Annotated in this window: 26 protein-coding genes; 11 read left to right on the forward strand and 15 right to left on the reverse strand. The window is 63.5% G+C overall.

All coding sequences use genetic code 11. The features are described 5' to 3' along the window. Nucleotides 1-2: 2 nt before the first annotated feature. Genes HB630_RS20610 through HB630_RS20620 form a run of 3 tightly spaced genes read right to left on the reverse strand, consistent with a single transcriptional unit; the run spans nucleotide 3 to nucleotide 1,499 of the window. Nucleotides 3-368, reverse strand: coding sequence for a 6-carboxytetrahydropterin synthase (locus HB630_RS20610; protein ID WP_213774125.1), 366 nt, complete (start codon nucleotides 366-368; stop codon nucleotides 3-5). A 31-nt stretch (nucleotides 369-399) separates the two neighbouring features. Then, entirely contained in the window at nucleotides 400-1,032 is a 633-nt protein-coding gene (gene queE / locus HB630_RS20615; protein WP_213774126.1) for a 7-carboxy-7-deazaguanine synthase, read from the reverse strand. Continuing rightward, complete coding sequence (locus HB630_RS20620; protein WP_213774127.1) at nucleotides 1,029-1,499, reverse strand: tRNA (cytidine(34)-2'-O)-methyltransferase; 471 nt, start codon at nucleotides 1,497-1,499, stop codon at nucleotides 1,029-1,031. The genes queE and HB630_RS20620 overlap by 4 nt, the downstream gene beginning before the upstream one ends. 418 nt (nucleotides 1,500-1,917) lie before the next feature. Between HB630_RS20620 and petA the strand changes: the two genes are divergently transcribed. The 7 genes from petA to HB630_RS20655 all read left to right on the forward strand — a co-directional run bounded on the left by petA (nucleotide 1,918) and on the right by HB630_RS20655 (nucleotide 9,171). Next, the gene (petA, locus tag HB630_RS20625) at nucleotides 1,918-2,445 is read left to right on the forward strand and encodes a ubiquinol-cytochrome c reductase iron-sulfur subunit (RefSeq protein WP_213774128.1); all 528 of its coding nucleotides are present in this window, start codon (nucleotides 1,918-1,920) and stop codon (nucleotides 2,443-2,445) included. A 64-nt stretch (nucleotides 2,446-2,509) separates the two neighbouring features. Then, on the forward strand, nucleotides 2,510-4,579 hold the full coding sequence (locus HB630_RS20630) for a cytochrome c1 (RefSeq protein WP_213774129.1): 2,070 nt from the start codon (nucleotides 2,510-2,512) through the stop codon (nucleotides 4,577-4,579). A 189-nt stretch (nucleotides 4,580-4,768) separates the two neighbouring features. After that, on the forward strand, nucleotides 4,769-5,443 hold the full coding sequence (locus HB630_RS20635) for a dienelactone hydrolase family protein (protein WP_213774130.1): 675 nt from the start codon (nucleotides 4,769-4,771) through the stop codon (nucleotides 5,441-5,443). Between the two features lie 57 nt (nucleotides 5,444-5,500). Next, a complete protein-coding gene (locus HB630_RS20640) occupies nucleotides 5,501-5,728 on the forward strand; it encodes a hypothetical protein (protein WP_213774131.1) in 228 nt (75 codons plus the stop codon). Beyond that, nucleotides 5,725-6,015, forward strand: a complete 291-nt coding sequence (locus HB630_RS20645) for a type II toxin-antitoxin system RelE/ParE family toxin (RefSeq protein ID WP_213774132.1) — start codon at nucleotides 5,725-5,727, stop codon at nucleotides 6,013-6,015. The genes HB630_RS20640 and HB630_RS20645 overlap by 4 nt, the downstream gene beginning before the upstream one ends. A 323-nt stretch (nucleotides 6,016-6,338) precedes the next feature. Further along, nucleotides 6,339-8,507: an anthranilate synthase component I gene (locus tag HB630_RS20650; RefSeq protein WP_213774133.1), complete on the forward strand. Its 2,169-nt coding sequence runs from the start codon at nucleotides 6,339-6,341 to the stop codon at nucleotides 8,505-8,507. 124 nt (nucleotides 8,508-8,631) lie between these two features. Then, complete coding sequence (locus HB630_RS20655; protein ID WP_213774134.1) at nucleotides 8,632-9,171, forward strand: adenine phosphoribosyltransferase; 540 nt, start codon at nucleotides 8,632-8,634, stop codon at nucleotides 9,169-9,171. A gap of 49 nt (nucleotides 9,172-9,220) precedes the next feature. On the opposite strand, the gene HB630_RS20660 is transcribed toward HB630_RS20655, so the two are convergent. The 8 genes from HB630_RS20660 to HB630_RS20695 all read right to left on the reverse strand — a co-directional run bounded on the left by HB630_RS20660 (nucleotide 9,221) and on the right by HB630_RS20695 (nucleotide 19,047). After that, on the reverse strand, nucleotides 9,221-9,889 hold the full coding sequence (locus HB630_RS20660; protein ID WP_213774135.1) for a hypothetical protein: 669 nt from the start codon (nucleotides 9,887-9,889) through the stop codon (nucleotides 9,221-9,223). A 59-nt stretch (nucleotides 9,890-9,948) separates the two neighbouring features. After that, the gene (locus tag HB630_RS20665) at nucleotides 9,949-10,704 is read right to left on the reverse strand and encodes a hypothetical protein (protein WP_213774136.1); all 756 of its coding nucleotides are present in this window, start codon (nucleotides 10,702-10,704) and stop codon (nucleotides 9,949-9,951) included. Nucleotides 10,705-10,897: 193 nt separating this feature from the next. Continuing rightward, nucleotides 10,898-12,118, reverse strand: a complete 1,221-nt coding sequence (locus HB630_RS20670; RefSeq protein ID WP_213774137.1) for a M48 family metalloprotease — start codon at nucleotides 12,116-12,118, stop codon at nucleotides 10,898-10,900. 152 nt (nucleotides 12,119-12,270) lie between these two features. After that, entirely contained in the window at nucleotides 12,271-12,831 is a 561-nt protein-coding gene (locus HB630_RS20675; RefSeq protein WP_213774138.1) for a LemA family protein, read from the reverse strand. A 150-nt stretch (nucleotides 12,832-12,981) separates the two neighbouring features. Then, the gene (locus tag HB630_RS20680; RefSeq protein ID WP_213774140.1) at nucleotides 12,982-13,962 is read right to left on the reverse strand and encodes a small ribosomal subunit Rsm22 family protein; all 981 of its coding nucleotides are present in this window, start codon (nucleotides 13,960-13,962) and stop codon (nucleotides 12,982-12,984) included. Between the two features lie 47 nt (nucleotides 13,963-14,009). Then, nucleotides 14,010-17,474: a chromosome segregation protein SMC gene (gene smc / locus HB630_RS20685; RefSeq protein WP_213774142.1), complete on the reverse strand. Its 3,465-nt coding sequence runs from the start codon at nucleotides 17,472-17,474 to the stop codon at nucleotides 14,010-14,012. Nucleotides 17,475-17,789: 315 nt separating this feature from the next. Beyond that, nucleotides 17,790-18,446 (reverse strand): DsbA family protein, encoded by a 657-nt coding sequence (locus HB630_RS20690; protein WP_213774144.1) that lies wholly within the window; start codon nucleotides 18,444-18,446, stop codon nucleotides 17,790-17,792. 121 nt (nucleotides 18,447-18,567) lie between these two features. Next, the gene (locus HB630_RS20695; protein WP_213774146.1) at nucleotides 18,568-19,047 is read right to left on the reverse strand and encodes a DciA family protein; all 480 of its coding nucleotides are present in this window, start codon (nucleotides 19,045-19,047) and stop codon (nucleotides 18,568-18,570) included. A gap of 151 nt (nucleotides 19,048-19,198) precedes the next feature. On the opposite strand from HB630_RS20695, the gene HB630_RS20700 reads away from it, so the two are divergent. After that, nucleotides 19,199-20,314, forward strand: coding sequence for an A/G-specific adenine glycosylase (locus HB630_RS20700; protein ID WP_213774148.1), 1,116 nt, complete (start codon nucleotides 19,199-19,201; stop codon nucleotides 20,312-20,314). 69 nt (nucleotides 20,315-20,383) lie between these two features. After that, complete coding sequence (locus tag HB630_RS20705) at nucleotides 20,384-21,004, forward strand: glutathione S-transferase N-terminal domain-containing protein (RefSeq protein ID WP_213774150.1); 621 nt, start codon at nucleotides 20,384-20,386, stop codon at nucleotides 21,002-21,004. A gap of 104 nt (nucleotides 21,005-21,108) precedes the next feature. Here HB630_RS20705 and HB630_RS20710 read toward each other — a convergent pair whose 3' ends face one another. Beyond that, nucleotides 21,109-21,795, reverse strand: coding sequence for a glutathione S-transferase N-terminal domain-containing protein (locus HB630_RS20710; protein ID WP_213774151.1), 687 nt, complete (start codon nucleotides 21,793-21,795; stop codon nucleotides 21,109-21,111). Nucleotides 21,796-22,082: 287 nt separating this feature from the next. Continuing rightward, on the reverse strand, nucleotides 22,083-23,216 hold the full coding sequence (locus tag HB630_RS20715; protein ID WP_213774153.1) for a site-specific DNA-methyltransferase: 1,134 nt from the start codon (nucleotides 23,214-23,216) through the stop codon (nucleotides 22,083-22,085). Nucleotides 23,217-23,443: 227 nt separating this feature from the next. On the opposite strand from HB630_RS20715, the gene HB630_RS20720 reads away from it, so the two are divergent. Both HB630_RS20720 and moaB read left to right on the forward strand, forming a co-directional pair. Next, nucleotides 23,444-24,370 carry a neutral zinc metallopeptidase gene (locus HB630_RS20720; RefSeq protein ID WP_213774155.1) on the forward strand — a complete coding sequence of 309 codons (927 nt, stop codon included), beginning with the start codon at nucleotides 23,444-23,446 and terminating at the stop codon, nucleotides 24,368-24,370. A gap of 94 nt (nucleotides 24,371-24,464) precedes the next feature. Beyond that, nucleotides 24,465-25,028, forward strand: coding sequence for a molybdenum cofactor biosynthesis protein B (gene moaB, locus HB630_RS20725; protein ID WP_213774157.1), 564 nt, complete (start codon nucleotides 24,465-24,467; stop codon nucleotides 25,026-25,028). A gap of 138 nt (nucleotides 25,029-25,166) precedes the next feature. Here moaB and HB630_RS20730 read toward each other — a convergent pair whose 3' ends face one another. Together HB630_RS20730 and HB630_RS20735 are read right to left on the reverse strand one after the other, a co-directional pair. Next, a complete protein-coding gene (locus HB630_RS20730) occupies nucleotides 25,167-26,099 on the reverse strand; it encodes a helix-turn-helix domain-containing GNAT family N-acetyltransferase (RefSeq protein ID WP_213774159.1) in 933 nt (310 codons plus the stop codon). A 154-nt stretch (nucleotides 26,100-26,253) separates the two neighbouring features. Next, entirely contained in the window at nucleotides 26,254-26,826 is a 573-nt protein-coding gene (locus HB630_RS20735) for a glycosyltransferase (protein WP_213774161.1), read from the reverse strand. Between the last annotated feature and the right edge of the window lie 149 nt (nucleotides 26,827-26,975).

The raw sequence follows: 26,975 nt of genomic DNA on the forward strand, positions 1-26,975 counted from the left end.
ACCTAACCCTGAGGGCCGAAATAAGTGCAGCTTTCATTGCAACTGTCGCGGTGAACGCTGACGCGGGTGACGCGGCCGGCATGCTGGACCCGCTCCCAGATGAAGCGGGAGAGGTTTTCCAGCGTCGGCGGCCCGAGCGCGTCGATCTTGTTGAGCAGCTTGTGGTCGAGCATTTTCTGCACTTCCGCGATGCGGCGTTCGAGCAGGCCAAGGTCGAGCACCATCCCGGTCGCGGGATCGGGCGTGCCGCGGATGCTCACTTCGGCGCGAAAGGAGTGGCCATGAATCTCCTCGGAGGCAGGGCCAAGGGTCGTTCCAGGCAGCGCGTGCGCAGCCTCGAAGCGGAACGATTTCGTCAATTCCCACATCGGTAAATCCAACTTTATCTGATCCCGGGGTTTATCTGATCCCAAGGGTCTTGTGCGTTTGCAGGCTGAGCCGCCATTGCGGATGGTGCAGGCAGTAATCGACCGCGCGCGCGGTGTTTTCGATCACGTCAGGACCGTCCATCGGTTGCAGCGAGAAGCGCTCGAAGGCGAGGCCGGCAAAGGCCTCGGGCGCGGCATCCGCCTGCGGGTAAACCAGTTTGAGTTCATGGCCTCGCCGGATGACAAGCTCCGCGCCGGCCTTGGGGCTGACGCAGATCCAGTCCATGCCGCCGGGCGGGGCGATCGTGCCGTTGGTTTCGATGCCGATCGAGAAGCCGCGCGCGCGAAGGGCGTCGATGAGGGCGCTATCGACCTGCAACAATGGCTCGCCGCCGGTCAATACCACGTAACGGTTGGCGCCTTCTCCCAGCCATTGCGCGGCGACGGTATCGGCGAGTTCCGAGGCCGAGCCGTAGCGGCCTCCCAGGGTGCCGTCGGCGCCGACAAAATCGGTGTCGCAGAATCGGCAGGTCGCGCTCGCGCGGTCCTGCTCGCGGCCGCTCCAGAGGTTGCAGCCGGCGAAACGGCAGAACACCGCGGCGCGGCCGGCATGGGCGCCTTCGCCCTGCAAGGTCAGGAAGATTTCCTTGACCGCGTAACTCACCTCTGAATCTCCTGTTTTCCGGTTCCGGTCTGCCGCAGCGCCTCGCCCAACGCCATCGCGGCCGTCATCGCGACATTGAGCGAGCGCAGGCTGGGCTTGATCGGGATCACCAGCCGGGCGTCGGCGGCCGCCACGACCTCGTCGGTCACGCCTGCGGTTTCGCGCCCGAACAGCAGGATGTCGCCGGTCCGGTATTGATAATCAAGATAGCAACTGGCGCTGCTGGTCGTGAACAGGATCAGCCGGTAACCAGCGTCCTTACGCCATTGCTCGAATTTTGACCAGGAATCGTGACGGGTCAGGGTCACCTGATCGAGATAATCCATGCCGGCCCGGCGGAAACGCCGGTCGGAGGTCGCAAAGCCGGCCGGCTCGATAATATGGGCGGGCACGTCCAGGCAGGCGCAAAGGCGCAGGATCGTTCCCGTGTTCTGGGGGATGTCGGGCTGGAACAGCGCGATTTGCATGATGCGGCGGTTTGAAAAAAGTCCCGATGAAATGCCTGAACAAATCATCGCGTGGGGCGGATTTAGAACCTTTTCGGTTCTGATGGAATCAGGACCGAAAAGGCTCTACTCTTCGGTTTTGACGCGTTTTCTTTACGCGAACCGGAAGCCAACCTGGATCAAGTCCGGAGCCGGCTTTCGTTTGAAAACGCTATAGCGCATTGCACCTTTGTCTGCCGATAGCGGGCTTGCGCTCTCCCGGCAAGGGTGCGAATAGAACGATTCTGGATTGCTTGTTCCGCCTATTTGGCTGGGCAAAGCGGTCCTCTGCCGCCGCGGGGGTCGCGGGAGCCGGCAGCCTCTTCCGGGTCCGTGTACGGGCGTTCCCTGGGGGTAGGTCCACCGGCTGCGGCTGATAAGTAAGAAAGGGGTTGGAATCGTGACGACAGCGTCTTCGGCGGGCTCGACACGCCGTGATTTCCTCTTTGTTGCAACAGGAGCCGTCGCCGCGGTTGGCACAGTCGCCACGGTCTGGCCGCTCGTTTCCCAGATGAACCCGGACGCCTCGACGATCGCGGCCGGTGCGCCGATCCAGGTCGATCTGGCGCCGATCGCCGAAGGTCAGGACATCAAGGTGTTTTGGCGCGGCAAGCCGATCTACATCATGAACCGCACCAAGAAGCAGATCGACGAAGCGCGCGCGGTGCCGCTTTCAAACCTTCCCGATCCCGCCACCGACGAATCCCGGGTCAAGGCGGGCCACGACCAGTGGCTGGTCGTGATCGGCATCTGCACCCATCTCGGCTGCATCCCGATCGCGCATGAAGGCAATTACGACGGCTTCTTCTGCCCATGCCACGGTTCGCAGTACGACTCCGCCGGCCGCATCCGCCAGGGGCCGGCGCCCGCCAACCTGCCCGTCCCGCCCTATCAATTTGTTTCCGACACCAAAATCCAGATTGGCTGACGCCCGGGTTTGATATCCGAGCCTACGCCCGTCGCGTCGTCTTCAAATTCCTCAGGATCGCATCATGAGCGGACCATCCGATTACCAGCCGACGAATCCAGTCTTGAAGTGGATTGAACGGCGACTCCCGATTTTTGGTCTCGTCCACTCCTCGTTCGTGGCCTATCCGACCCCGCGCAATCTGAACTATTGGTGGACCTTCGGGGCCATCCTCTCCTTCATGCTGGCGGTGCAGATCCTGACCGGCGTGATCCTGGCGATGCATTATACGCCGAACGCCGATCTCGCCTTCCGTTCGGTCGAAGGCATCGTCCGCGACGTCAACTACGGCTGGCTGTTGCGCAACACGCATGCGGCCGGCGCTTCGATGTTCTTCTTTGCCGTCTACATCCATATGTTCCGCGGCCTCTATTACGGATCATACAAGGAGCCGCGCGAAGTGCTCTGGATCCTCGGCGTCATCATCTACCTCCTGATGATGGCGACCGGCTTCATGGGCTATGTGCTGCCCTGGGGCCAGATGAGTTTCTGGGGCGCCACCGTCATCACCAACCTGTTCTCGGCCGTACCCTATTTCGGCGAGAGCATCGTCACCTTGCTGTGGGGCGGCTATTCGGTCGGCAATCCGACGCTGAACCGGTTTTTCTCGCTGCACTATCTGTTGCCGTTCGTGATCGCCGGCGTGGTCGTGCTGCATGTCTGGGCGCTGCATGTCGCGGGCCAGAACAATCCGGCCGGCGTCGAGCCGAAGACGGAAAAGGACACCGTGCCGTTCACGCCCTACGCCACCATCAAGGACATGTTCGGCGTCTCCTGCTTCATGATCTTCTTCGCCTGGTTCATCTTCTACATGCCGAACTACCTTGGCGACGCCGACAACTACATTCCCGCCAATCCGGGCGTGACCCCCACGCACATCGTGCCGGAATGGTATTATCTGCCGTTCTACGCCATCCTGCGCTCGATCCCGAACAAGCTCGCGGGCGTCATCGCGATGTTTTCGGCGATCGTCGTGCTGGCGTTCCTGCCCTGGCTCGACAGCGCCAAGACGCGTTCGTCCAAATACCGGCCGCTGGCCAAGCAGTTCTTCTGGATGTTCGTCGTCGTCTGCGTGCTGCTCGGCTATCTCGGTGCCCAGCCGCCGGAAGGCATCTATGTGATCGCCGGCCGTATCCTGACGGTTTGCTACTTCGCCTATTTCCTGATCGTGCTGCCGCTGCTCTCCAGGATCGAGACGCCGCGGCCGCTGCCGAATTCGATCGCCGATGACGTGCTGGCCAAATCCGGCGGCAAGGCGGCGCCGATGGTATCGACGGTGATCGCGCTCGCGGTCGCCGGCGCGCTGTTTGCCGGCAGCGCGCAAAGCGCCCGCGCGGCGGAAGACGATACGCCGCCGTCGTTGAGCTGGTCGTTTGCCGGTCCCTTCGGCAAATACGACCGCGGCGCGTTGCAGCGCGGCCTGAAGGTCTACAAGGAAGTCTGCTCCAACTGCCACGGGCTGTCTTACATTGCGTTCCGCAACCTCGCCGATGCGGGCGGCCCCGGCTATTCGACGGCCCAGGCGACGGCGTTCGCGGCCGGCTACACCGTCAAGGACGGTCCCAACGACCAGGGCGATATGTTCGATCGGCCCGGCCGGCCGGCGGATTACTTCCCCTCGCCATTTCCCAACGAGCAGGCGGCGCGCGCGGCCAATGGCGGCGCCGCGCCTCCCGATCTATCGCTGATCACGAAAGCGCGTTCCTACGAGCGCGGTTTCCCGCAATTCATCTTTGATTTCTTCACCCAGTTTCAGGAGCAGGGGCCGAACTACGTCTCCGCGATCCTGCAAGGCTTTGACGACAAGGTCCCGGACGGGGTGAGCATTCCGGAGGGGTCCTATTACAACAAGTATTTCCCGGGTCACGCCATCAAGATGCCGAAGCCGTTGAGCGACGGTCAGGTGACGTTTGACGACGGATCGCCCGCGACGGTCGCGCAATATGCCCATGACGTCGCCACGTTCCTGATGTGGACCGCCGAACCGCATATGGAAGCGCGCAAGCGGGTCGGCATGCAGGTGTTCATATTCCTGATCCTGTTCGCGGGCCTGATGTACTTCACCAAGAAGAAGGTCTGGGCCAACGCGCACTGAGACCGCAACAGAAATTGAGAACGGAAAAGAGCCCCTGCGGGGGCTTTTTTATTGGCCATGATGTAGAAAGTCGTTCCGGGGCGATGCGGAGCCTTGAACCCGGAATGACGCAGTCTTGATTGCGTCCCGGCCGCGCAATCGCCAAAATAGCTGTCAATCGGCATCAGGATATCAGCGAAGGACCACCCCATGGGCACCAGCATCACGTTCAAACGTCCCGACGGCAAGGAAGCTCACGGCTACCTCGCCAACGCCGCGCGCGGTAATGCGCCGGGCGTGGTGGTGATCCAGGAATGGTGGGGCCTGTCGGAGCAGATCAAGGGGATGTGCGACCGTTTCGCGGTGGCCGGTTTCGATGCGCTGGCGCCGGATCTCTACAAGGGTACAGTGGTTCCGTATCATGATACCGATAAGGCTGGCAAAGAGATGAACTCGCTGGATTTCATCGATGCCACCACGCAGACCGTGCGCGGCGCGGTGCAATACCTTTCCAGGAACGGGGCCAAGGTGGGCCTGACCGGCTTCTGCCTCGGCGGCGCGGTGACCATCATCGGCGCGGCCAAGGTGCCGGAGCTGACCGCGGGCGTGGTGTTCTACGGCATTCCGCCGGAGCAGGCGGCAAAGCCCGCCGACATCAGGATTCCGTTGCAGGCGCATTTCGCCAACAAGGACGACTGGTGTACGCCGGCGCTGGTCGATGCGTTCGAAAACGGCATGAAGGCGGCCGGCAAGTCGTTTGAGCTGTTCCGCTATGACGCCGAGCACGCCTTCGCCAACGAGCAGCGGATGGCGGTGCATGATCGCCAGGCGGCGGAGCTCGCCTGGGGCCGCGCGACCGAGTTTTTCAAGAAGCATCTGGGGTGAATTGAGCTGTCACGCTGCAACTCGCGTCGCCCGGCAGAATAATTATATGGTGCGTCGATGACGAAGGTTCTGGAAGATGCCATCGAAAAGGTGAGGAGGTTGCCGGAGGACCGGCAAGCCTATGTCGCCGAGGTGCTGGAACAGATTGCCGCCGCCGGCAGTGATCTGTTCAGCATACCGGAGGAGCATCGTGCGGCCGTGCTTGAAGGACTTGAGCAAGCCGAGCGTGGCGAGTTCATGAGTGACGACGAAATGGCTTCACTCTGGAAAAAGTGCGGTCCGTGAAACTGCGGTACGCACCACGTGCCTACACCGACATTATCGATATCCACGAATACATTGCCCGGCATAACGGGCGGGCGGCGGTTGCCATCGTGCGGCAGATTCGCCTGACGAGCGAATTGCTTGCGCGACATCCCGGCCTTGGGCGGGAAACCGATATCCCAGGCATTCGCGTGTTTCCGACCGCGCGTTATCCCTACCTCGTCTATCATCGGGTGCGCGAGGGCGAACTGGTCATCATCCATGTTCGCGATGGGCGCCGTGACGCACCGAAAACCGAGGCATTGTAAGTAAGGCGGCATAGGGGCTGAACTGCCTGGCCGGGCTTGATCGAATCGCCCGTATATTTTCCGGGGCGGGCTCGGCTGGCGCGATGGAGGGGGAGAACCAGCCGGCCGAGGTACGGGCGGGATGCCCTTGACGTCCCGCCGCGCTATGGTGTTTACCTAAGGCCATGAGCATCGTCGTTCGCGAAAACCGTCTGTGGTGGCGCACCTTTTAAAGGTGGCCGGTGCGATTTTATTTCCAATCGTGAGAGGCCGTCATCGCAGCGCGACGGCCTTTTCGTTTGTCCTGTGTGGCGTTCCCTCGGCAAGTTTCGTAAGAGGATCACATGAACAGGACAGCCTTCTCGCTTCCCGCCCATAGCCAATACCGCACCCGTGGCGGCCTTGAGGTTTTCCGTGCGGTGGAGCATTTCACCGGCGGCCGCAGGCTCGACGACCTGATCGATCTGCTCGACCGCCGCCGCGGCGTGGTGCTGTCGTCGGGCACCACGGTGCCCGGCCGCTACGAGAGCTTCGACCTCGGTTTTTCCGATCCGCCGTTGCGGCTGGAAACGGCCGGCTCTGATTTCTCGCTGGCGGCGCTGAACGCGCGGGGCGAGGTGCTGATCGCTTTCCTCGGCGATGTCCTGAACGAGCCCTGTGTCGTCATCTCCGAGCGAAGCGCGACCCGCCTTGCCGGCCATATCGTCCGCGGCGCTGCGCCGGTCGATGAAGATCAGCGCACCCGGCGCGCCAGCGTGATGTCGCTGGTGCGCACGCTGGTGGCGGCGTTCAGCGCCAATGACGATCCGATGCTCGGCCTGTTCGGCGCCTTTGCCTACGATCTCGTGTTCCAGATCGAGGATATCGTGCAGAAACGCCCGCGCGAAAAGGACCAGCGCGATATCGTGCTTTACGTGCCGGACCGGCTCCTGGCCTATGACCGCGCCACCGGGCGCGGCGTGCTGCTCTCCTATGATTTCACCTGGAAGGCAAAGTCCACTTCCGGCCTGCCGCGCGAAACCGCCGGGAGCGTCTATGCCAGGACGCCGCAGCAGGGATTTGCCGATCATGCGCCCGGCGAATATCAGGCCACGGTCGAAACCGCGCGTGCCGCGTTCGCGCGTGGCGATCTGTTCGAGGCGGTGCCCGGGCAGCTCTTTGCGGAGCCCTGCGACCGCTCGCCGGCGGAAGTGTTCCAGCGGCTGTGCCGGATCAATCCGTCGCCCTACGGCGCGCTGATGAATCTCGGCGACGGCGAATTCCTGGTGTCTGCTTCGCCGGAAATGTTCGTGCGCTCCGACGGCAAACGGGTCGAGACCTGCCCGATCTCGGGCACGATTGCGCGCGGCCGCGACGCCATCGGCGACGCCGAGCAGATCCGGCAATTGCTGAATTCGGAAAAGGACGAATTCGAACTCAACATGTGTACCGACGTCGATCGCAACGACAAGGCGCGCGTGTGCGTTCCCGGCAGCATCAAGGTGCTGGCGCGGCGCCAGATCGAGACCTACTCGAAACTGTTTCATACCGTCGATCATGTCGAAGGCACGCTGCGGCCGGGTTTCGATGCGCTTGATGCCTTTCTCACCCACGCCTGGGCGGTGACGGTGACCGGCGCACCGAAATTATGGGCGATGCAGTTCGTCGAAGATCACGAGCGCTCGCCGCGGCGCTGGTATGCCGGCGCGATCGGCGCGGTCAATTTCGACGGCAGCATCAATACCGGGCTGACGATCCGCACCATCCGCATGAAGGACGGCCTGGCGGAAGTGCGCGTCGGCGCCACCTGCCTGTTCGATTCCGATCCAGCGGCCGAGGACCGCGAATGCCAGGTCAAGGCTGCGGCGCTGTTTCAGGCGCTGCGCGGCGATCCGCCCAAGCCGCTGTCGGCGGTCGCGCCGGACGCGACCGGCTCGGGCAAGCGGGTGCTGCTGATCGATCATGACGACAGCTTTGTGCATATGCTGGCCGATTATTTCCGCCAGGTCGGCGCCGTCGTGACCGTGGTGCGCTATATCCATGCGCAGCAGATGCTGGGCAGCAAGGAGTACGATCTCCTGGTGCTGTCGCCGGGACCGGGGCGGCCGGAGGATTTCGGGATCTCCGGGACGATCGACACCGCGCTTGAGAAGAAGCTGCCGATTTTCGGCGTCTGCCTCGGGGTGCAGGCGATCGGCGAATATTTCGGCGGGCATCTCGGGCAACTCGGCCAGCCGGCGCATGGGCGGCCGTCGCGGGTCCAGGTGCGCGGCGGGCGGCTGATGCGGAACCTGCCCAATGAAATCGTGATCGGCCGCTATCATTCGCTCTATGTCGAGCGCGACAGCATGCCCGATGTGCTGAGCGTGACCGCCAGCACCGAGGACGGCGTCGCCATGGCGATCGAGCACAAGACCCTGCCCGTCGGTGGAGTGCAGTTTCATCCGGAGTCGCTGATGTCGCTCGGCGACGAAGTCGGTTTGCGCATCGTGGAGAACGCATTCCGGCTTGGGGAAGAGGCGAATGCGAATTGACTGAATAGAGTTTCACGTGCCGTCATTCCGGGGCGTGAGCGAAGCGAGCGAACCCGGAATCTCGAGATTCCGGTTTCGACGCTGCCGCGTTGCCCCGGAATGACCATTGACTGAAAGAGAACCAATGACGTTTGAACAGGATCTGAAAGCCGCCGTCCGCACCATTCCCGATTACCCCAAGCCTGGAGTCCTGTTCCGGGACATCACCACGCTGCTCGGCGATGCGCGCGCCTTTCGTCGCGCGGTCGACGAACTGGTGCAGCCCTGGGCCGGTTCGAAGATCGACAAGGTCGCCGGCATCGAGGCGCGCGGCTTCATCATCGGCGGCGCGGTGGCGCATCAGGTCTCGGCCGGCTTCGTGCCGATCCGCAAGAAGGGCAAGCTGCCGCATACCACGGTGCGGATCGCCTATTCGCTGGAATACGGTCTCGACGAGATGGAAATGCATGCCGACGCCATCCGTCCCGGCGAACGCGTGATCCTGGTCGACGATCTGATCGCGACCGGCGGCACCGCGGAGGGCGCGGTGAAATTGCTGCGGCAGATCGGCGCCGACGTGGTTGCAGCCTGCTTCATCATCGACCTGCCCGACCTCGGCGGCGCGGCGAAACTGCGCGCGATGGATGTGCCGGTGCGGACGCTGATGGCCTTCGACGGGCATTGAATTTCGGCAAGCCAGCCGCCGTTCCGGTGTTTGCCGGGGCGACGGGCGGTCACGACTTCTGCAGGATCAAATTCAGCTCGATCTCGCGGAAACCGAGATAGTTGCGGCGGATCCATTGATGCAGTTCGGTCGATGAATCCCGCTCCTGGCGCAAATAATCGGTGAACGAGAAATTCAGCCGGTCGATATAGGTCTTCAGGAACACCGGAAGTGCGGCAATGCGCAGCATCCGGTCGTTGGAAAATGCCGGAGGCATTTCGCCGCGCACCACAAATTCGTTGTCGATGGTGACCAGCGCGGAGGCCGGGATCTGCTGTTGCAGCATTTCGTGTCCGCGCGCCGAGACGCGGTCGGTGTCCGCCACGAACAGGATGATCGGCGCGATGTGTCGCCGCGCCGCTTCCTTGATGAAGCCGATTTCCTCGGACATCTTGAAGAATTCGTCGAAGGCGTGAAAGCCGAGGTCGATCACCTTGGCGACGCCGTCATCGATAATCAGCCGGTCCATCAACTGCATTTTGCCGAAGGTGTCGTCGATCTCGGCCGTCTCGGTGATCTTCGGGAGATAATCGAGCAGCGACGGTTCCTTCAGGTTGATGTCGAAGGAGGCTACCGTCCCGTTCTTCAGCAGCAGGAATTCACTCAGCAGCCGCGCGACCATCGTCTTGCCGACGAGCGGGCGGGGCGAGCAGATGATGTAGACGGGCGTGTAGCTCATCACAGGCTATATCAGGCGGATTCTCCGCCTAATCCAGCCCAATCCCGGCTGCCGCGCAATTATTTTTCGCCGCTGCGCGTGACCGATTTGCTGGCGCCGACGAGATCGGTCAGCTTGATGCGGTCGTACTCGCTCCAGACGTTGGCGAGCCAGTGCCGCACATAGCCGCGCAGCACGAAGGAATAATTGGCGGCCTCGTCGCTCATGCCCTTGTTGGCGACGAATTTCAGGAAGGGCACGGAGGCCACCTCGACCTGCTCGAAGGCCATCTCGTTGAGTTTCGGGATCACCAGGTCGGTGGCGTCCTTGATGCGGTGGAAATAGGAATTATAGGTCGACTGGTCCCACTCGAAGAAGCTGGTGTTATTGATGAAATTCTTCACCAGGAAATATTTGGCGCCCTGCATGAAATTCGCGGTCTCGGCGATTTCGTCAAGCGAGGCGATCGAGGGGCCCAGTATATGGAACACGGCAAAGGTGATCTGTCCCGATCTCGCCGCGTCGAGAAAGCCGATATCCCGCAGCGAGGCCAGCGCGGGGGACATCAGTCCGGCGCGGACGTCGATCACGGTGACGGACGGGCTGACCGCATTGAGCGTGTCGAAGATCTTCATCTGGTCCGCGGTCGTCGTCATGTCGACGATCTCGGTGATATCCGAATGGAACCGCTTCAGCGTGCCGCGCGGAGATTCGGTATCGAAGGCGCGGGTGGGTATATTGTTGGCGCTGAAATAATCCAGCAAGGTTCGCGAGATGGTGGTCTTGCCGACCCCGCCCTTGTCGGCACCTACGACGATCACTACCGGCTTAGCCATGAACTTTCCTTATGCGCCCCGGGTCGCGATCGGCGACCACAATGTTCCTGTGTCCCTGCTTTGGGCGCGAACATGGCAGAAACAAGGGAGAATTCAATTCTTTAAGAGCGGCTGCCCGAGAATAATCACTGCGCATGTCGTTCATGCAAAGGGGCTTTAAGGGCGGACTTGGCCGATGGTATGAGGGCAAAATCTAGCGGCGGCCCCAGGGACCCGGCGGATCGCTCCAGGGGCTTGGTGACGGCTCCTGCGGCGGGACCTGCGTCGTGGCGCTGGAATCGACGTGGGCGCCCCACGGTCCCGTTGGCAAGGGCTGAGGAGTCTGGCTATCGACCGACGAGACCTGAGGCGAATCGGGCTGACCAGTCGTCTCCGGCGGCAGGGCCAGTGGTCCGGGATCGCGGCCGCCGGCGAATCGCACCAGCGCGGCGACGCGCTGATCCACCGAAGGATGGGTCGCAAACAGGTCCGAAAAGCCTTCGCGCGGATTGTCGACGCACAGCTCCATCACGGCCGAGGTCGCGCCGGGAAGTTCGCCGCGGCCTTCGATCTTGCGCAGGGCCGAGATCATCGCGTCGGGGTTCTTCGTCAGTTCGACCGATCCGGCATCGGCAAGGAATTCGCGCGACCGCGACAGCGCCAGACGGACCAGTTGCGACAATAGCCACGCGAGCGCGATCAGCGCGACCGCAACGAGAACGATGATGATCGCCGCGCCGCCCGAGCCTTTCCTGTCGTCGCCGCGGTCGGAGGACGACGAGGACGATGAACCGCCACCGCCGCCATAGCCCCACCCCCATCCGTAGCCGCCGAAATTGGCGAAGCCGCGGAACAACAATTCCGCGAAGAAGCCGACCACGCCGGCGATGATCACCGCGATCACCATCATCTGCACGTCGCCGTTGCGGATGTGGGTCAGTTCGTGGCCGAGCACGGCCTCGATCTCCTGGTCGTTGAGCGCGTTCAACAGGCCTCTGGTGACGGTGACGGCATATTGCCGCCGGTTGAGCCCGGTCGCGTAGGCGTTCAGCGCGCCGCTTTCCACGATCTTCAGCTTCGGCATCGGAATGCCGCGCGAGATGCAGAGGTTTTCCAGGAGATTATAGAGCCGCGGCTCCTGCTGCCGCGTGACGTCCTCGCCGCCGGTCACGGCGTCGATGATCGACTGGTGGAAAAAATAGGCGATCACGATCCACAGCGCCGCCGCGCCGGTCGAATAGGGCAGGGTCCGGATCACGTCATCCAGCGCCACCGTCAGATAATAGTCGACCGTGCCCTGGCTGTTGTTCACGACTTCGATGATCAGCGCGCCGGCATAGACGATCACATAGACCAGCAGAAACAGGCCGGCGAGCAGCAGCATCGAACGGAATCTGTTCGAGGCGATATGCGTGTAGAGACCATAGGCGGCCATGACGCGCTTCCGCTAATCGCAGTCATTGCGGGGCGCCGCATCGCGGCGAGCCCGGAATCCGGAGATTCCGGATCGAAAGGCGGTTCCGAAGCTATTGCCTTGCGACGTCCCGGAAGGACGGGAGCAACAAACTTTCATTTCGATCGGGACGATCAGAACTTGACCGCCGGCGCCTGCTCGACTTCGGCCCGGCTGGTGCCGAGGTCGAAGAAATCCTTGCGGGTGAAGCCGAACATGCCGGCGAACAGCGCGGCCGGCATCTGCTGGATGCCGGTGTTGTATTCCTGAACCGCGTTGTTGAAGAAGCGGCGGCTGGCGGCGATCTTGTTCTCGATGTCGGAGAGCTCGCTCGACAATTGCTGGAAGTTGGCGTTGGCCTTGAGGTCCGGATACGCCTCCGACAGCGCGATCAGCCGGCCGAGCGCGCCGGTCAACTGGCTTTCGGCCGCTGCGACTTGTCCGGGTCCCTGCGCCGAGACCGCGGCGCTGCGCGCCTTGACGACATCGTCCAGCGTGCCCCGCTCATGCGCGGCATAGCCCTTCACGGTCTCGACCAGGTTCGGGATCAGGTCGTGGCGCTGCTTGAGCTGCACGTCGATATCGGCGAACGCCTGGTTGACGCGCTGGCCGAGCGTGACGAGGCGATTATAGGCGGCGAATGCGAAGAGGACGAGAACGACGATGACGCCGAGAACGATCCAGCCGGTCGACATGGCAGACAACTCCTGATGGGACGGATAGCTGCGCGGATTTTAGATGAAAACGAGCCTGAGAGGCAGGTCATCAGCAGGTCATCATAAGAAGGGCTCCAGCCCTTTGGTCAGCCTAAGATAGGTTAAGTTCAAGAAATCTTTAACCCGATATCAGTCTTTTCCCGCCACCGCGTCGCCCCACCGCCAGCGTCTCGCACGGGCGTAGTCGGCCTTGGCGCGGCGCGGCACTTTTATGACAGCAACGCCCTCCGAGGTGCAGAGTTTCGCCGATATCTCGACCTTGGTGACATTGGGTTGCGCCAGCACCCGGGCGGGACGTGGCGAAACCGGCGTGCGGGTAAGCGCGAGATAGCTGAATTTCTCGTCCTCGAAAGGAAGGTCGGCTCCCTTGACCTGCTTGTGTACGCGCAAACGGGGCAGGCGCTGTGTGAAGTGACACCAGTCCGGCGGCTGGAGCGGACATTTTCTATCATGGGGGCAGGGCGCGGCGACATGCGCGCCAAGCGCGATCAGCCGTTCCCGCAGCGCCATGATCCTGGCATAGCCTGCGGGCGTGCCGGGTTCGACCACCAGCAGCGTGTCGCGGGTTTTGGCCCAGATCAGTTCCGCAAGCGGGCCTTGCCCGGCTTGCCCGATCTCGCCGATCATGTAGCTCGCCACTACGAGATCGGCGGCCGGCGCGTTCGCCAGCGTGGCGAGAGCCTCGCCGCGTTGGTAGCGCATGTCGCGCAGCCGGGTGCTGCCGCGGCCGAGATCGAGCGCCAGTTCACGCAAGGCGCTGTTGGCATCGATCAGCGTGAAGCTTGCGAGCGACGGCAGGGCTTGGGCGGCCGCCCACGTCGCCGTGCCCGGCCCGGCGCCGACATCGAGCAGGCTTTCAGGTGCGAAGCCGGGTCTGCTCCCGCACAGCGCGTTCAGGCTCGCGATCACCGCGGCATAGGTCGCGGGCATCCGCGCCAGCGCATAGGCGAGCGCATCGGCCTCGGACCGGATCGCGACGGAATTGCCGCCGCCGCGATAGGTCTGCGAGATCCGCGCGGCACGCTCGGCGGCGTCGTTGCGTGAAACGCCCTGCAATCTGGCGTCGAGGGCCGCTTTGAGTTCGGCGGGAAGGTCGGGAGCGACAGTCATCACCGCCTTCTTCCCCTCTCCCTTGGTGAGAATGGGATGAAGAGAGCCTATGCCACGTGCTGGTCGAGAATCTTCACCGCATTTTCGAGATCGACGGAGACCAGTTGCGACACGCCGCGTTCGGCCATGGTGACGCCGAACAGCCGGTTCATCCGCGCCATTGTGATCGGATTGTGCGTGATGATGATGAAGCGGGTTTCGGTGGTTCCGGTCATCTCGTGCAGCAGGTTGCAGAACCGCTCCACATTGTGATCGTCGAGCGGCGCGTCGACCTCGTCCAGCACGCAGATCGGCGAGGGGTTGGTGAGGAACACCGCAAAGATCAGCGCCATCGCCGTCAGCGCCTGTTCGCCGCCCGACAACAGGGACAGCGTCTGCGGTTTCTTACCGGGCGGCTTGGCGATGATCTCGAGCCCGGCTTCCAGCGGATCGTCGCTTTCGATCAGATGCAGCGCCGCCTCGCCGCCGCCGAACAGTTCGACGAACAGCCGCTTGAAATGGTTGTTGACGGTCTCGAAGGAGGTCAGCAGGCGTTCACGCGCTTCGCGGTTGAGGCTCTGGATGCCCTGGCGCAGCCGCTTGATGGCTTCCACCAGATCGTCGCGCTCGGTGGTGAGCGCGGTGTGCTGGGCTTCGACCTCGTGCAGTTCTTCCTCGGCGCGCAGATTGACCGCGCCGAGCCGCTCGCGGTCGCGGCGCAGCTTTTCCAGGTTCTCCTCGATCTCCGAAAGCGGCGGCAACGCCGTCTCCGGCGTGATCTCCGCAAGGCCAGCCACCGCCTGCGGTTCGACTTCCAGCATGTCGTGGATTTCGCGTTCGACATCCGCGAGACGGCGCCTGGCGCCTTCCATGCGTTCCTCGGCGCGCGCGGTCGCCTCGCGCGCGCTCGACAGCGCTTCGAGCGAAGCCTTGGCGGCGCGATCGGTCTCCGCCATCGCGGTTTCGGCGGCGGCCAGAGCATCCGCGGCGACGCGCCGGTCGTTCTCGGCAAACTCGATCTCGCTGATCAGGGCGCTGCGCTTTTCCGCAAATACCGCCGGTGCATTGGCAAGGTCGGTGCGCTCGGCCGTGATCTCGGTGATGCGGGCCTCGATCGTGGCCAATTGCGACGCGGCGCTTTGCTTGCGGTTTTGCCACTGGGTCTGCTCGGCGACGATGGCTTGCAGGCGGCGGTCCGCCAGTTCCGCTTCGCGCGCCAGCGCCTGCGCCTCGGCCCGCACCTGCGCGGCAAGGCGGCGATGGCCGTCGATATCGCTGCGGACGGCGGCGAGTTTTGTCTCGGCATCGACGCTCGGCGGCAATTCGTCGAGCGCTACCGTGGCGCTTTGATGCGCGTTGTCGGCTTCGCTGCGGTCGGCGTCGAGGCGGCTATGCGCCTCGGTCAAGGCCGACTTCCGCGCCGCGTGGCGGTTGATCTCGCGTTCGGTATTGGCGTGACGTTCGCGTGCGGCATCCGCTTCGCGCTGCGCGGCGCGCCATGCCTCGCGCGCGGAAGATTCCGCGGCGGCGGCGGCCTTCAATTCGGCGTCGGCGGTCTCCAGCGCCTGGCGCTTGGCGCTGGCGTCGATGCGGGCCTGCTCGAGCTCGCTTTCGATATCAACGAGTCGCGCGCGCTCGGCAAGACGTCGCGCCGCGCCGGTCGGCGCATGGGCCGCCGCGACGAAACCGTCCCAGCGCCAGACGTCGCCCTCCAGCGATACCAGCCGCTGGCCGGTCTTCAACTGCGACACCAGTTCGGCGCCGCGCTCCTTCGCAACGACACCGATCTGTGCGAGACGCCGCGCCAGTTCGCCGGGCGCCTGGACATGGCTGGCGAGGGACTCGACACCCTCGGGCAAAGCGGGGTCGCCGTCGGTCACGCCTACATTGGTCCAGCGCATCGGCGCCGAGGGATCGACCGGGGCGTCGAGATCGTCGCCCAGCGCGGCGCCAATCGCCTTCTCGTATCCCTTGGTGACGGTGACGCCGTCGATGATCGGCGGCCAGAGATTCTTGGTTTCGCCGTTGACGAGCTTCGCGATCGTGCGCGCTTCGGTCTCCAGCCGCTGCACGCGCTTGTCGGCTTCGTTGAGCGGGGCGCGGGAAGCTTCCAGCTTTGCGCGCGCGGCGACGTGGGCGGCTTCGCTGGCCTGCACGGTCGCCTCGGACTGCGCGAGATTCTGCTGCGCGGATTCCGTCACGGCCGTCAGTTCGGCGAGGTCGCCGAGACCGCCGGTCGTCTGCGCCAGTTTCTGCTCTTCGGCTTGAACGTTGGCGATTTCCTGATCCAGCCGCGCCAACCGGTCGCGGTGCGTCCGCACATTGCCTTCGAGCTGCCTGCGCTTGGCGCTAAGGTCGGCGAGCGCCGTGGTCAGCTCGGAGAACAGACGTTCCGCGGCGGCCAGCGTCGCTTCCGCTTCGGAGACGCGGCCATCGACGCCGCTGCGTTGCTCGACGCGCGACTTGATCTCTTCCTTCAGTTCGGTGTCCTCGACCGCGAGCCGTTGCAGCGCCACCTCGGCATCTGCGGTCTGTTGCTGTTCGCGGGCGATGTCGGCCGAAAACTGCGTCAGCCGGCGATCGAGCTCGGCGACGCGCTCCTTGGCGCGCTCTTCCTCGCGGTCGAGCAGTTCGCGCGCATTGGTGAGCCGCTGCAGTCCGGCGGCGGCGCGGGCCTCGCCCTCGCGCAGGGCCGGCAGCTCGGAGGCGCGGATCGCCTGAATGCGCGCGGCTTCCGCCTGTTCGCGGGTGCGCTCGGCCATTTCGCGGACGCTAAGGTCGTGGACGCGGCCGGCCTCCGCGACATCGGTGTTGGCTTCCAGCCAGCGCAGATGCAGCAGCGTGGCTTCAGCCTTGCGCACCCTGGTCGCGACCTCACGGTAGCGAATCGCCTGGCGCGCCTGTTTCTTCAGGCCGTCGATCTGTCCGGTCAGTTGCCCGACCACGTCCTCGACGCGGGTGAGATTGGTTTCCGCGGCCTTGAGCCGCAGTTCGGCCTCATGGCGGCGGGCGTGAAGCCCGGCGACGCCGGCGGCGTCCTCCAGCACGCGGCGGCGCTGCTCGGGCTTGGCCTGAATGATTTCGCCGATCTTGCCCTGATGCACGAGTGCCGGTGAGCGCGCGCCGGTGGCGGCGTCGGCGAACAGGATCTGCACATCGCGCGCACGCACGTCGCGACCGTTGATGCGATAGACCGAGCCTGCCTCGCGCTCGATCCGGCGCGAGATTTCCAGAATTTCGCGATCATTGACCGCGGCCGGCGCGGTGCGGTCGGTGTTGTCGATCGTCATCACCACTTCGGCATGGTTGCGCGACGGCCGGTTGCCGGAGCCCGAGAAGATCACCGCATCCATGTCGGCGGCGCGCAGCGATTTGTGCGAGGTCTCGCCCATCGCCCAGCGCAACGCTTCCACCAGGTTCGATTTGCCGCAGCCATTCGGTCCGACCACGCCGGTCAAGCCCGGTTCGATCACGAAGTCGGTGGGTTCAACAAAGGACTTGAAACCGTGGAGACGAAGACGCGTAAGTTTCATGGACAAATTGCTCGGTTGGCCGGATGCAAATCTCCCGGCCGCGACAATACCATGGAAGGCAATGTCGGTGTGTGGGCGAGTCGCCTGTACGGCTCTCGTGACCCACGACAATGGCGAGGCCGGAGCCGCAGGGCAACCGCCGCTCCGGGCTTTTCCAAGCCTTTATCGCTTAAAGCCTTTTCGTTTAAAGCCTTTGTCTCCCGAGCCTTTTGATCTGAAAAGTCTTTTGGCCGTTGGCCTGAAGGCTTTTCCGGGAGACTTCTACAGGGTTTTGGGCGGAACCGATCCGGGTTCCACGCCCCTTTAGCCTGAAAATCAGCTCTTCAGCAGCGATTTGATCTTCTTGTCGAATTCGTCGAACGAGGCCTCGCCCCTGATCATGTCGCCATTGATGAAGAAGGTCGGCGTCGAATTCACTTTCAGCACTTCGGAAGCGTATTTCTGGTCGGCGGCGATCTTGTCGAGCAGGGCCTGATCCTTCAGGCAATCCTCGACCTGCTGCTGGCTCAGCCCGGCCTGCTTGCCGATGCGGGTCAGAGTCTCGGTGGTGTTCTTCATCACCCAATCGGCCTGCGAGCGGAACAGCATGTCGGTGACGGCGAAATATTTGCCGGCGTCATCCTTGGCGATGCAGCGCGACAGCATGGAGCCGGCCGCCGCTTTGATGTCGAGCGGGAATTCGCGGAAGATGTAACGAATCTTGCCGGTGTCGATATAAGTCGACTTGATCTTCGGAAACACCTCCGCGTTGAAGGCCGCGCAATGCGGGCAGGTCATCGACGCGAACTCAGTGATCGTCACCGGGGCGTCGGCGGGGCCGAGCGCCATGTCAGGCAGTGACACCGGCTTGGCAACGTCGGAAGCGCTTTGCGCCATCGCGCCCGAGATCAGGCGCAACGGCGAGAAGCCGGCGAGGGCGGCAAGCCCTGTCAGCGACAGGGCGGTGGTGAAGGCGCGGCGCGTAATGATCAACGGTCTGCTCCCGGAATTTGGCGCGTGTACGCCCGAAGAACCTAAAGAAGAGGTCTGTTCGCTAGCTTGAAACTTCAATGGTGGCAATGGCGCGCCTTCGTCCCCGGACATCGCGGCAGGCTCAATTTCGCTTGATCGATGCGCCGAGCCGCGCCAGGGCGGCCCGCAATTCGTCATCCTCGACCGCCGAAAGGCTTTCCTCGATTTTGGCGATCGATGCTGGATCGGGCGCGCGCGGGGCCGCAGGCGGGTTGCGGCGCGCCAACGGCGCCTGCCGCAACGCCAGCCGGCCCACAGCGTGCCAGCCGAAGAAGCGGTTGACCCGTTCCAGAATGGTGTTGGAGGCGTGCTGGATTTCGAGCGCCGTCGGGCCTTCCACCCGCAACACCAGCGTGGCCGGCTCCTGCGGCTGTCCCTCCACCGGCCGCGGCCACTGGATTTTCAGCGGCTCGGAGTACCGGGCGACGTCCCGGCCTGCGATTTCGGCCCAGCGCGTAACCAGTTCCCGCGCCGCAAATCCCTGCTTGGCGTAGGCTTCGGAAAACACGTCGCCGAGCAGGACGGAAAGCGGCTTTGCGGTTATCGGACGGGGTTTGGACATGATTGCTTATACCACATCGCAATCTGCCTGAAGCACGGTCTCAACCGTCATGGCCGGAAATAGCGCCGGCGCGCCCAAGAAAGACGTGGATGCCTGCGACAAGCGCCGGCATGACGTGGAGAGATTTGTATTCTGATACTAGTCTGCTGTCATGAGTCCCAGCGCAGCCAGCAAACGAGCTACACGTCCCGTCGGCGCGCCCGACCGTCCCGCGCTGCTGCTCGACTGGTACGACCGTCACCGCCGCCGGTTGCCATGGCGTCCGCCGGCTGGCGAGCGCGCCGATCCCTATCGGGTCTGGCTGTCGGAGATCATGCTGCAGCAGACCGGCGTCAAGACGGTGGGGCCCTATTTCGAAAAATTCGTCGCGCGATGGCCCGATGTCGCTGCGCTGGGACGCGCCTCGCTCGACGACGTGCTGCGGATGTGGGCCGGGCTTGGCTATTACTCGCGCGCGCGCAATCTGCATGCCTGCGCGGTCGCGGTGCTGTGCGATCATGGCGGGGTGTTCCCGGACACCGAGGAAGGCCTGCGCGCGCTGCCGGGGATCGGGCCGTACACGGCGGCTGCGATCGCCGCGATCGCCTTCGGACGGCGCACCATGCCGGTCGATGGCAATATTGAGCGCGTGGTGTCGCGGCTGTTCGCCGCCGAAGCGTCGTTGCCGCAGGCCAAGCCGCTGATCCAGGAACTCGCTTCCACGCTGCTCGGCCCAATCCGGGCCGGTGACGGGAAATCTCGCGCCGGTGACAGCGCGCAGGCGCTGATGGATCTGGGCTCTTCGATCTGCACGCCGAAGAAGCCGGCCTGCGCGCTCTGCCCGCTCAATGGAGATTGCGTCAGCCGCGCGCGCGGCGATCAGGAAACCTTTCCGCGAAAGGCGCCGAAGAAAGCCGGCGCGCTACGCCGGGGCGCGGCGTTCGTGGTCACGCGCGGCGACGAATTGCTGGTGCGCAGCCGCCCTGAAAAAGGTCTGCTCGGCGGCATGACCGAAGTGCCGACGTCGGACTGGCTTGCAGAGCAGGACGACGGGGTGGCGTTGAAGCAAGCGCCTGTCCTGAAAGGGGTTGCGCGGTGGCACCGCAAGGCCGGCGTAGTGACGCATGTCTTCACGCATTTTCCGCTCGAACTTGTGGTCTATACCGCCAACCTCTCCGCACGCATGGCGGCGCCGGAGGGGATGCGCTGGGTGCCGATTGCAACACTTGCGGACGAGGCGTTGCCCAACGTCATGCGCAAGGTGGTTGCGCATGGGCTGGATCTCTGACCGTTCAGGCCGAGGATGGACGGCGGAAGCGCGTGTCGCTAACCTCCGAGCTCTCTCACGAGGACAGCAATGCTCAAACTTTATTATACCCCCGGCACCTGCGCGATCGCTTCTTACATTGCCCTGCAGGAAGCAGGCGCTGCGTATACGGTCGAGCGGATCGATTTCAAAACCGGCCAGCAGACCCGTCCGGAATATCTCGCGATCAATCCCAAGGGGCGGGTGCCGTCGCTGGTGACCGAGCGCGGCGTGCTGACCGAGACCCCGGCGATGCTGGCCTATATCGCGCAGAGTTTTCCGCAGGCCAGGCTGGCGCCGCTCGACGATCCCTTTGCCTTCGCGCAGGTCCAGGCCTTCAACAGCTATCTGTGCTCCACAGTGCATGTGGCGCATGCCCACAAGGGGCGGGGCTATCGCTGGGCCAGCGAGGAAAGCTCGTTCGCCGACATGAAGCGCATGATCCCCAAATCCGTCGGCGCCAGTTTCGCGCTGATCGAGCGCAACATGCTGAAGGGGCCGTGGGTGATGGGCGAGGTCTATACGGTTTGCGACGCCTATCTGTTCACGCTCGCGCAATGGCTGGAAGGCGACAGCGTCGATTTGTCGACGCTGCCGCGGGTGATCGATCATCGCAAGCGCATGTCGGAGCGGCCGGCGGTGCGCAAGGTGATGGACGAGCAGAAGAGTTGAGGTCGCGGCCGGGGTTGGTGAATCCGGAGTCTCGCCTAGCCGTTCTGGATTCCGGGTCCGCGCGTTGACGCGTGGACCCGGAATGACGATGGACGGTCGATGAATTACGCCGCCTTGGTCTTGAGGTGGCCGAACATGATGTGGCGCGCGTCTTCGTCCATTTCCGCCTTGAACGCGAACTTGTCCTTCAGCGCGATGGCGCGCGACGCGGCCGGGCGTGCCGAGATTTCATCGTGCAGCCGCTTCACGTTCGGGTATTTCGTGAAGACGTCGTCGCCGAGCACGTATGGCGCCATGCGCGCCCAGCCCCAGAACGCCATGTCCACGATGGTGTAGGTATCGCCGACCATGTAGCGGCTGCCCGCGAGATGATCATCGAGGATCTTGTAGTGGCGATGCGCTTCGTACTGGTAGCGGTTATGCGCGTATTCCAATTCCTTGGGCGCGACGTGCCTGAAATGCACGGCCTGCCCGGAATAGGGGCCGAGCCCGGTGGCGATGAACATCAGCCATGACAACAGCTGCGCGCGGTTGCTCGGCGTGTTCGGCGGCAGGAATTTTCCGGTCTTTTCGGCGAGGTACAACAGGATCGCGTTGCTGTCGAACACGAACACGCCGTCATCGTCGATCGCCGGCACCTTGCCGTTCGGATTCACTTTAAGGAATTCCGACGTGAACTGCTCGCCCTTGCGGGTGTCGACCGGCACCGGCTCGAAAGGCAGGCCGGACTCTTCGAGAAACAGCGCGACCTTGTTCGGGTTCGGCGCACCGTTGAAGTAGAATTTGAGCATCTAACATCTCCCTTGCTTTGTTGGCCCAAATTGGCCCCAAGAAAAATCAGGACAAAATCAGGATGCGGCGCGCTGCCGCGGGCGATTATGTCCATGCGCAAATTTCGGCGGAAAGCGCAAGCGACGAGTTTGTGAAAGGAAGACGATCTTTCCAATCGTCATTCCGGGGCGCGCGAAGGGCGAGCCCGGAAGCCATTGGGCCACAGGTTGTTTGGGTAAATGGATTCCGGGCCTGCGCCAAAAGGCGCATCCCGGAATGGCAGATGGAAATTGCCTGATCTGAAGATTCAGCCCGCCGCCATTTCGGAGCGGATCTCGGCGCGCAGCTCGTCGATCAGGCGCAGACCCTGCTTGGTTTCGACGTGCCAGAAGGTCCAGCCGTTGCAGGCCTCGGAGCCTTGCGCCACGGCGCCGATGCGGTGGATCGAGCCGACCTTGTCGCCGAGCATGATGGCGCCGTCGGCGCGCACCAGCGCGCCATGACGCTTCTTGGAATCGACCAGCTTGGTGCCGGGCGAGATCATGCCGCGCTCGATCAATTCGGAGAACGCCACCCGCGGCGCTTCGCGCGCGGTCATGAACGGCGCCAGCGTCGCTTCCGGCAGCGGCTCGATGGCGGCGATGCGGGCTTCCGCCGCCTTTGCATAGGTTTCGTCGCGCTCGAAGCCGATATAGCGGCGGCCGAGGCGCTTGGCCACGGCGCCGGTGGTGCCGGTGCCGTTGAACGGGTCCATCACCAGATCGCCGGGCTTTGACGACGACAGCAGCACGCGCGCCAACAGGCCTTCGGGCTTCTGGGTCGGATGAACCTTTTTGCCGTCCTCGCCCTTGAGGCGCTCTTCGCCGGTACATAGCGGAATCAGCCAGTCGGAGCGCGCCTGCACGTCCTCATTGGCGGCCTTCAGGACTTCGTAGTTGAAGGTGTAGCCTTTCGCCTTCTCGTCGCGCGCGGCCCAGATCATGGTCTCATGGGCATTGGTGAAGCGGCGGCCGCGGAAGTTCGGCATCGGGTTGGTCTTGCGCCACACGATGTCGTTGAGGACCCAGAAGCCGAGGTCCTGCATGATCGCGCCGACGCGGAAGATGTTGTGATAGGAGCCGATCACCCACAGCGTCGCCGACGGCTTCATGACGCGGCGGCAGGCCAGCAGCCAGGCGCGCGTGAAATCGTCGTAGGCGGCAAAGGACGAAAATTTGTCCCAATCGTCGTTGACGGCGTCGACATGGGATTCGTCGGGGCGCTTGAGGTCGCCCCTGAGCTGCAGATTATACGGCGGATCGGCAAAAACCAGATCGACCGAGCCGGACGGCAGCTTCGACATCCCGGCGACGCAATCGCCGACCACGATATGGGAAGCAGATTCGGACTCGAATTTAGTGCGGGGCGCCCTTAAAGACGCCCCGCGACGCGACACAACCATGACTCAAATACTCTGACTCAGGCGACGCTGTCGGCGACGCGGGACCAAACAACCGACTGATCGCTACCTTGAACGGGCAAAGTAAAAATCGACTTAACCGGGAATTTTTTTCGCGCTAGGCAATTTTTGCCGAGCAGGTTATTGATTAATGGCGTGGAAAATTTACGTTCCCGTTGCGTTGGGTAGCAGCGAGTCTGCTGGGCAAATTGGAATGAAGGAACAGCGCCATGCGTTACGATGATTTCCGTCGCAGCGACGACATCGATGACCGTCGCGACGACAGCGGCGGCGGAGGTGGCGGCGGTTTCGGTCTTCCGATGGGCGGCGGCGGGCTCGGTATCGGCACCATCATCGTGCTCGGCCTTGTCGGCTATGCGTTCGGTATCGATCCGCGCATTTTGATCGGCGGCGCGGAAATTCTTTCGGGCGGCGGACAGGCGCCGACCTATCAGACCGATCGCAGGTCTGCGCCGAGCAAGACCGGCGCGCCGACCGATGAGATGGGCAGCATGATCGCCGGTATCCTCGGCGAGATCGACGATCGCTGGAGTGAAATGTTCCAGGCCAGCGGGCAATCCTATTCGGGCCCCCGCATCGTGCTGTTCCGCAACGCCACCAACGGCGGACGCTGCGGCATGGCGCAGTCGGCGATGGGGCCGTTCTATTGCCCGCCCGACAAGCAGATCTTTCTCGATACCGGATTTTTCCGCGAGGTCGAGACCCGCTTTCATGGCTGTTCGGGCAATGCCTGCAAATTCACCGCGGCCTATATCATCGCCCATGAGGCGGGCCATCACATCCAGAACCTGCTCGGGATCCTGCCGCGCGTGACGCGATTGCAGGAGCAGGCCGGCAGCAAGGCGGAATCCAACGCGCTGCAAGTGAGAGTCGAATTGCAGGCGGATTGCCTGTCGGGCGTCTGGGTCAATCGCGAGGAGAAAAAACGCCCCGGCTTCCTCGAAGCCGGCGACATCGATGCCGCGCTGACGACAGCATCCGCGATCGGTGACGACACGCTGCAGCGGCAGGCGACTGGGCGGGTGGTGCCGGATTCGTTCACGCACGGTTCGGCTGCGCAGCGCAAGCAATGGTTCATGACCGGCTATCAGCAGGGCACGGTGCAGGCCTGCAACACGTTCGGCGGGGGAACGTAGCAAGCGGCCGGCGTCATTCCGGCACTGCATTCATGAGATGATTCCGGACCGGTCCGATGTGCGGGCTGGCGGCAATGACGGGCGAGGGTTCGCAATGTCATCCATCGACGAATCAAGGATGTTCGTGCCGCTCAATATCGCGGTGCTGACGATTTCCGACACGCGCTCGCTCGCGGACGACAAGTCCGGCGCCACGCTGGCGGATCGGCTCAGCGCCGCCGGTCACAATCTGGCCGCGCGCGAGATCATCGTCGACGATGTCGACGCGATTCGCATCATCATCCGGCGATGGATTGCCGATCCAGGCGTCGATGTCATCATCACCACCGGCGGCACCGGCTTTACCGGCCGCGACGTGACGCCGGAGGCGATCGAGCCGCTGTTCGAAAAGCGGATGGACGGCTTCTCGATCGCGTTCCACATGCTGAGCCATGCCAAGATCGGCACCTCGACGATACAAAGCCGCGCCACGGCCGGCGTCGCCGGCGCCACCTTCATCTTTTGCCTGCCGGGTTCGCCCGGCGCCTGCCGCGACGGCTGGGACGGCATTCTGGCGGCGCAGCTCGATTTCCGCACCCGGCCCTGCAACTTCGTTGAGATCATGCCGCGGCTGGATGAACATTTGCGCCGGCCGAAAGCGCAAGGCGCTACCGTATAGGCCAGATATCTTCCAAGGAGTCCCATAGCGCAAGCTAGGTGGCGCGGCAGGCTTCGCTGCGCAACCTTTGGGCCCGTTGCCTGTACAGGGCGATCGGGTCGGGCGAAACCCGGCGCGTTATCTCGCGCCCGATCGGCGTCACAGCTTGAGCTCCCAGGTCTCGCCGATCAGGCTCTGGCCGAAACCGCGGTGCGGCTCGCTCGCCACCAGCACGAATCCGGCATCCTGATAGATCTTACGGGCGGCAAGCAGAATGCTCTGGGTCCAAAGCGTGATCCTGCGGTAGCCGCATTGCCGCGCGAAGCCGATGCATTCCGTCACCAGACGCTGGCCTAACCCCTGTCCGCGTGCGGCCGGATCGACCAGCAGCAAACGCAGCTTCGCGACAGTATCGCTGTCTTTGACCAGAAACACCGAACCGACCTGGGCTCCATCGCTGTCGGCGATCCAGCAGCGTTCCCGCGAGGCGTCAAACGAAGTGAGGAATTTTGCCGCGATGTCGGCGACCAGGCCTTCGAATGTCGAATCGAAGCCGTACTCGCTGGCGTAAAGCGCCCCGTGGCTCTGCACCACCCATCCCATGTCGCCCGGGCGGGGGTCGCGCAGGATCGCGCTCCGGGGTGCGGCAGGTGATGCGCCGAGCAGACTTTCGATCGCGGACATCGCCCCGGTCAGGCGCCTGCGCGCAATGGCCGGCAATTCGTCGAGCATTGATGCGACCTGCTCCTGTGACAGGTGATCGAGCTTGGCGAAGGCCTGGCGGCCCTTTGCGGTCAGGCTGAGTTGATGCTGCCGCCGGTCCGAGGCCAGCGGCGTGCGGGTAATCAGTCCGTCCTCTTCGAATTTCTGGATGATCCGGCTGAGATAGCCGGGATCGAGACCCAGTTCGATCCCGATCTCCTTGGCCGCCAGATCGCCGCGCTGCGCGAGCTCGTACAGCACCCGCGCCTCGCTCAACGAAAACGGGCTTTTCAGCAGTTGCTGGTCGAGAACTCCGAGCTTGCGCGTGTAGAAGCGGTTGAAAGCGCGCACTGCGGCGATCTGGTCATCATCGGAAGGTAGCAGTGACATGGGGCACCTCGATAGTTGCTATCGTCAAATAATTAATTGACTATGGCAAGTATCTTGTTGGTATTCTCAAGCGGGAGGTGCTTCGCCTTGAATATCCGGGATGATCTGAATCGGACCGGGGGAAGGTCTGCGGCCCGCGAAATGCGGCGTCACTTTAACCCAACGTGACGATCCGGCTGCGCAGCGTGGTGCGCGAGGAGCGACCGAGCTGCCGCAGCAGCTTGGCCTCGGAGCGGCGGGCGTCCGGGGCATAGCCGCCGAGCCGCTCATAATGATCGCGCGCGATCAGCAGCCCTTGTTCGACCGACGGTCCCGCCACCATCCGCGCCATGAATTTGAAGCCATCGCGCCACCTTGTATCGGCATAGGGCGAGCGGGCGTAGCGGAAGATTCCGGCGCGCTGGCGGCCGCTGCTCGCGACCGCCTGGATGAATTGCGTCGTCTCATCGATCCAGCCGCTGTCGAGCACCGCTCCCGCATGCAGGAACATCAGCCAGGATGAGCGGGCCTGGCGGGCGCCTGCCGCCATCGCAGCGGCCCGCGTGCCTTCGAAGGCGAGGAAGTGGCAGCCGGCGACGTCGGCGACCCGCTCGATCGTATCCGTGCCCGCGCGGTCGACCAGCAGCACTTCGCGCACGATTCCGGCGGCGGCGCCCGGCACCAGCGCGGCGAGCGTGGCGACGGCGGTCTGCTCGACACCGTCGGTCGGAATGATGACGCTTAGCATGAACGGGGCATCGGGGCTCAAATGTTGAAAAACGTCAAACTGTTACCACTTTGTCACAATCAAAACAGCCTTCCAGTTGCAGCTTTTTGCGGCAATCGGGCCCCATCCGGAAAAACCGGGAACGGCTTTCCGAAAGGATCGCGCTCAAA

This window comes from Bradyrhizobium sp. dw_78 (assembly GCF_018449525.1).
In the GTDB taxonomy this organism is placed as follows: domain Bacteria; phylum Pseudomonadota; class Alphaproteobacteria; order Rhizobiales; family Xanthobacteraceae; genus Bradyrhizobium.

Coding starts and splice junctions, on each gene's coding strand:
- HB630_RS20610 (WP_213774125.1), bottom strand. CDS start 368: ATGTGGGAATTGACGAAATCGTTCCGCTTCGAGGCTGCGCACGCGCTG.
- HB630_RS20620 (WP_213774127.1), bottom strand. CDS start 1,499: ATGCAAATCGCGCTGTTCCAGCCCGACATCCCCCAGAACACGGGAACG.
- HB630_RS20630 (WP_213774129.1), top strand. CDS start 2,510: ATGAGCGGACCATCCGATTACCAGCCGACGAATCCAGTCTTGAAGTGG.
- HB630_RS20635 (WP_213774130.1), top strand. CDS start 4,769: ATGGGCACCAGCATCACGTTCAAACGTCCCGACGGCAAGGAAGCTCAC.
- HB630_RS20640 (WP_213774131.1), top strand. CDS start 5,501: ATGACGAAGGTTCTGGAAGATGCCATCGAAAAGGTGAGGAGGTTGCCG.
- HB630_RS20650 (WP_213774133.1), top strand. CDS start 6,339: ATGAACAGGACAGCCTTCTCGCTTCCCGCCCATAGCCAATACCGCACC.
- HB630_RS20655 (WP_213774134.1), top strand. CDS start 8,632: ATGACGTTTGAACAGGATCTGAAAGCCGCCGTCCGCACCATTCCCGAT.
- HB630_RS20660 (WP_213774135.1), bottom strand. CDS start 9,889: ATGAGCTACACGCCCGTCTACATCATCTGCTCGCCCCGCCCGCTCGTC.
- HB630_RS20665 (WP_213774136.1), bottom strand. CDS start 10,704: ATGGCTAAGCCGGTAGTGATCGTCGTAGGTGCCGACAAGGGCGGGGTC.
- HB630_RS20670 (WP_213774137.1), bottom strand. CDS start 12,118: ATGGCCGCCTATGGTCTCTACACGCATATCGCCTCGAACAGATTCCGT.
- HB630_RS20675 (WP_213774138.1), bottom strand. CDS start 12,831: ATGTCGACCGGCTGGATCGTTCTCGGCGTCATCGTCGTTCTCGTCCTC.
- HB630_RS20680 (WP_213774140.1), bottom strand. CDS start 13,962: ATGACTGTCGCTCCCGACCTTCCCGCCGAACTCAAAGCGGCCCTCGAC.
- smc (WP_213774142.1), bottom strand. CDS start 17,474: ATGAAACTTACGCGTCTTCGTCTCCACGGTTTCAAGTCCTTTGTTGAA.
- HB630_RS20695 (WP_213774146.1), bottom strand. CDS start 19,047: ATGTCCAAACCCCGTCCGATAACCGCAAAGCCGCTTTCCGTCCTGCTC.
- HB630_RS20700 (WP_213774148.1), top strand. CDS start 19,199: ATGAGTCCCAGCGCAGCCAGCAAACGAGCTACACGTCCCGTCGGCGCG.
- HB630_RS20705 (WP_213774150.1), top strand. CDS start 20,384: ATGCTCAAACTTTATTATACCCCCGGCACCTGCGCGATCGCTTCTTAC.
- HB630_RS20710 (WP_213774151.1), bottom strand. CDS start 21,795: ATGCTCAAATTCTACTTCAACGGTGCGCCGAACCCGAACAAGGTCGCG.
- HB630_RS20715 (WP_213774153.1), bottom strand. CDS start 23,216: ATGGTTGTGTCGCGTCGCGGGGCGTCTTTAAGGGCGCCCCGCACTAAA.
- HB630_RS20720 (WP_213774155.1), top strand. CDS start 23,444: ATGCGTTACGATGATTTCCGTCGCAGCGACGACATCGATGACCGTCGC.
- moaB (WP_213774157.1), top strand. CDS start 24,465: ATGTCATCCATCGACGAATCAAGGATGTTCGTGCCGCTCAATATCGCG.
- HB630_RS20730 (WP_213774159.1), bottom strand. CDS start 26,099: ATGTCACTGCTACCTTCCGATGATGACCAGATCGCCGCAGTGCGCGCT.
- HB630_RS20735 (WP_213774161.1), bottom strand. CDS start 26,826: ATGCTAAGCGTCATCATTCCGACCGACGGTGTCGAGCAGACCGCCGTC.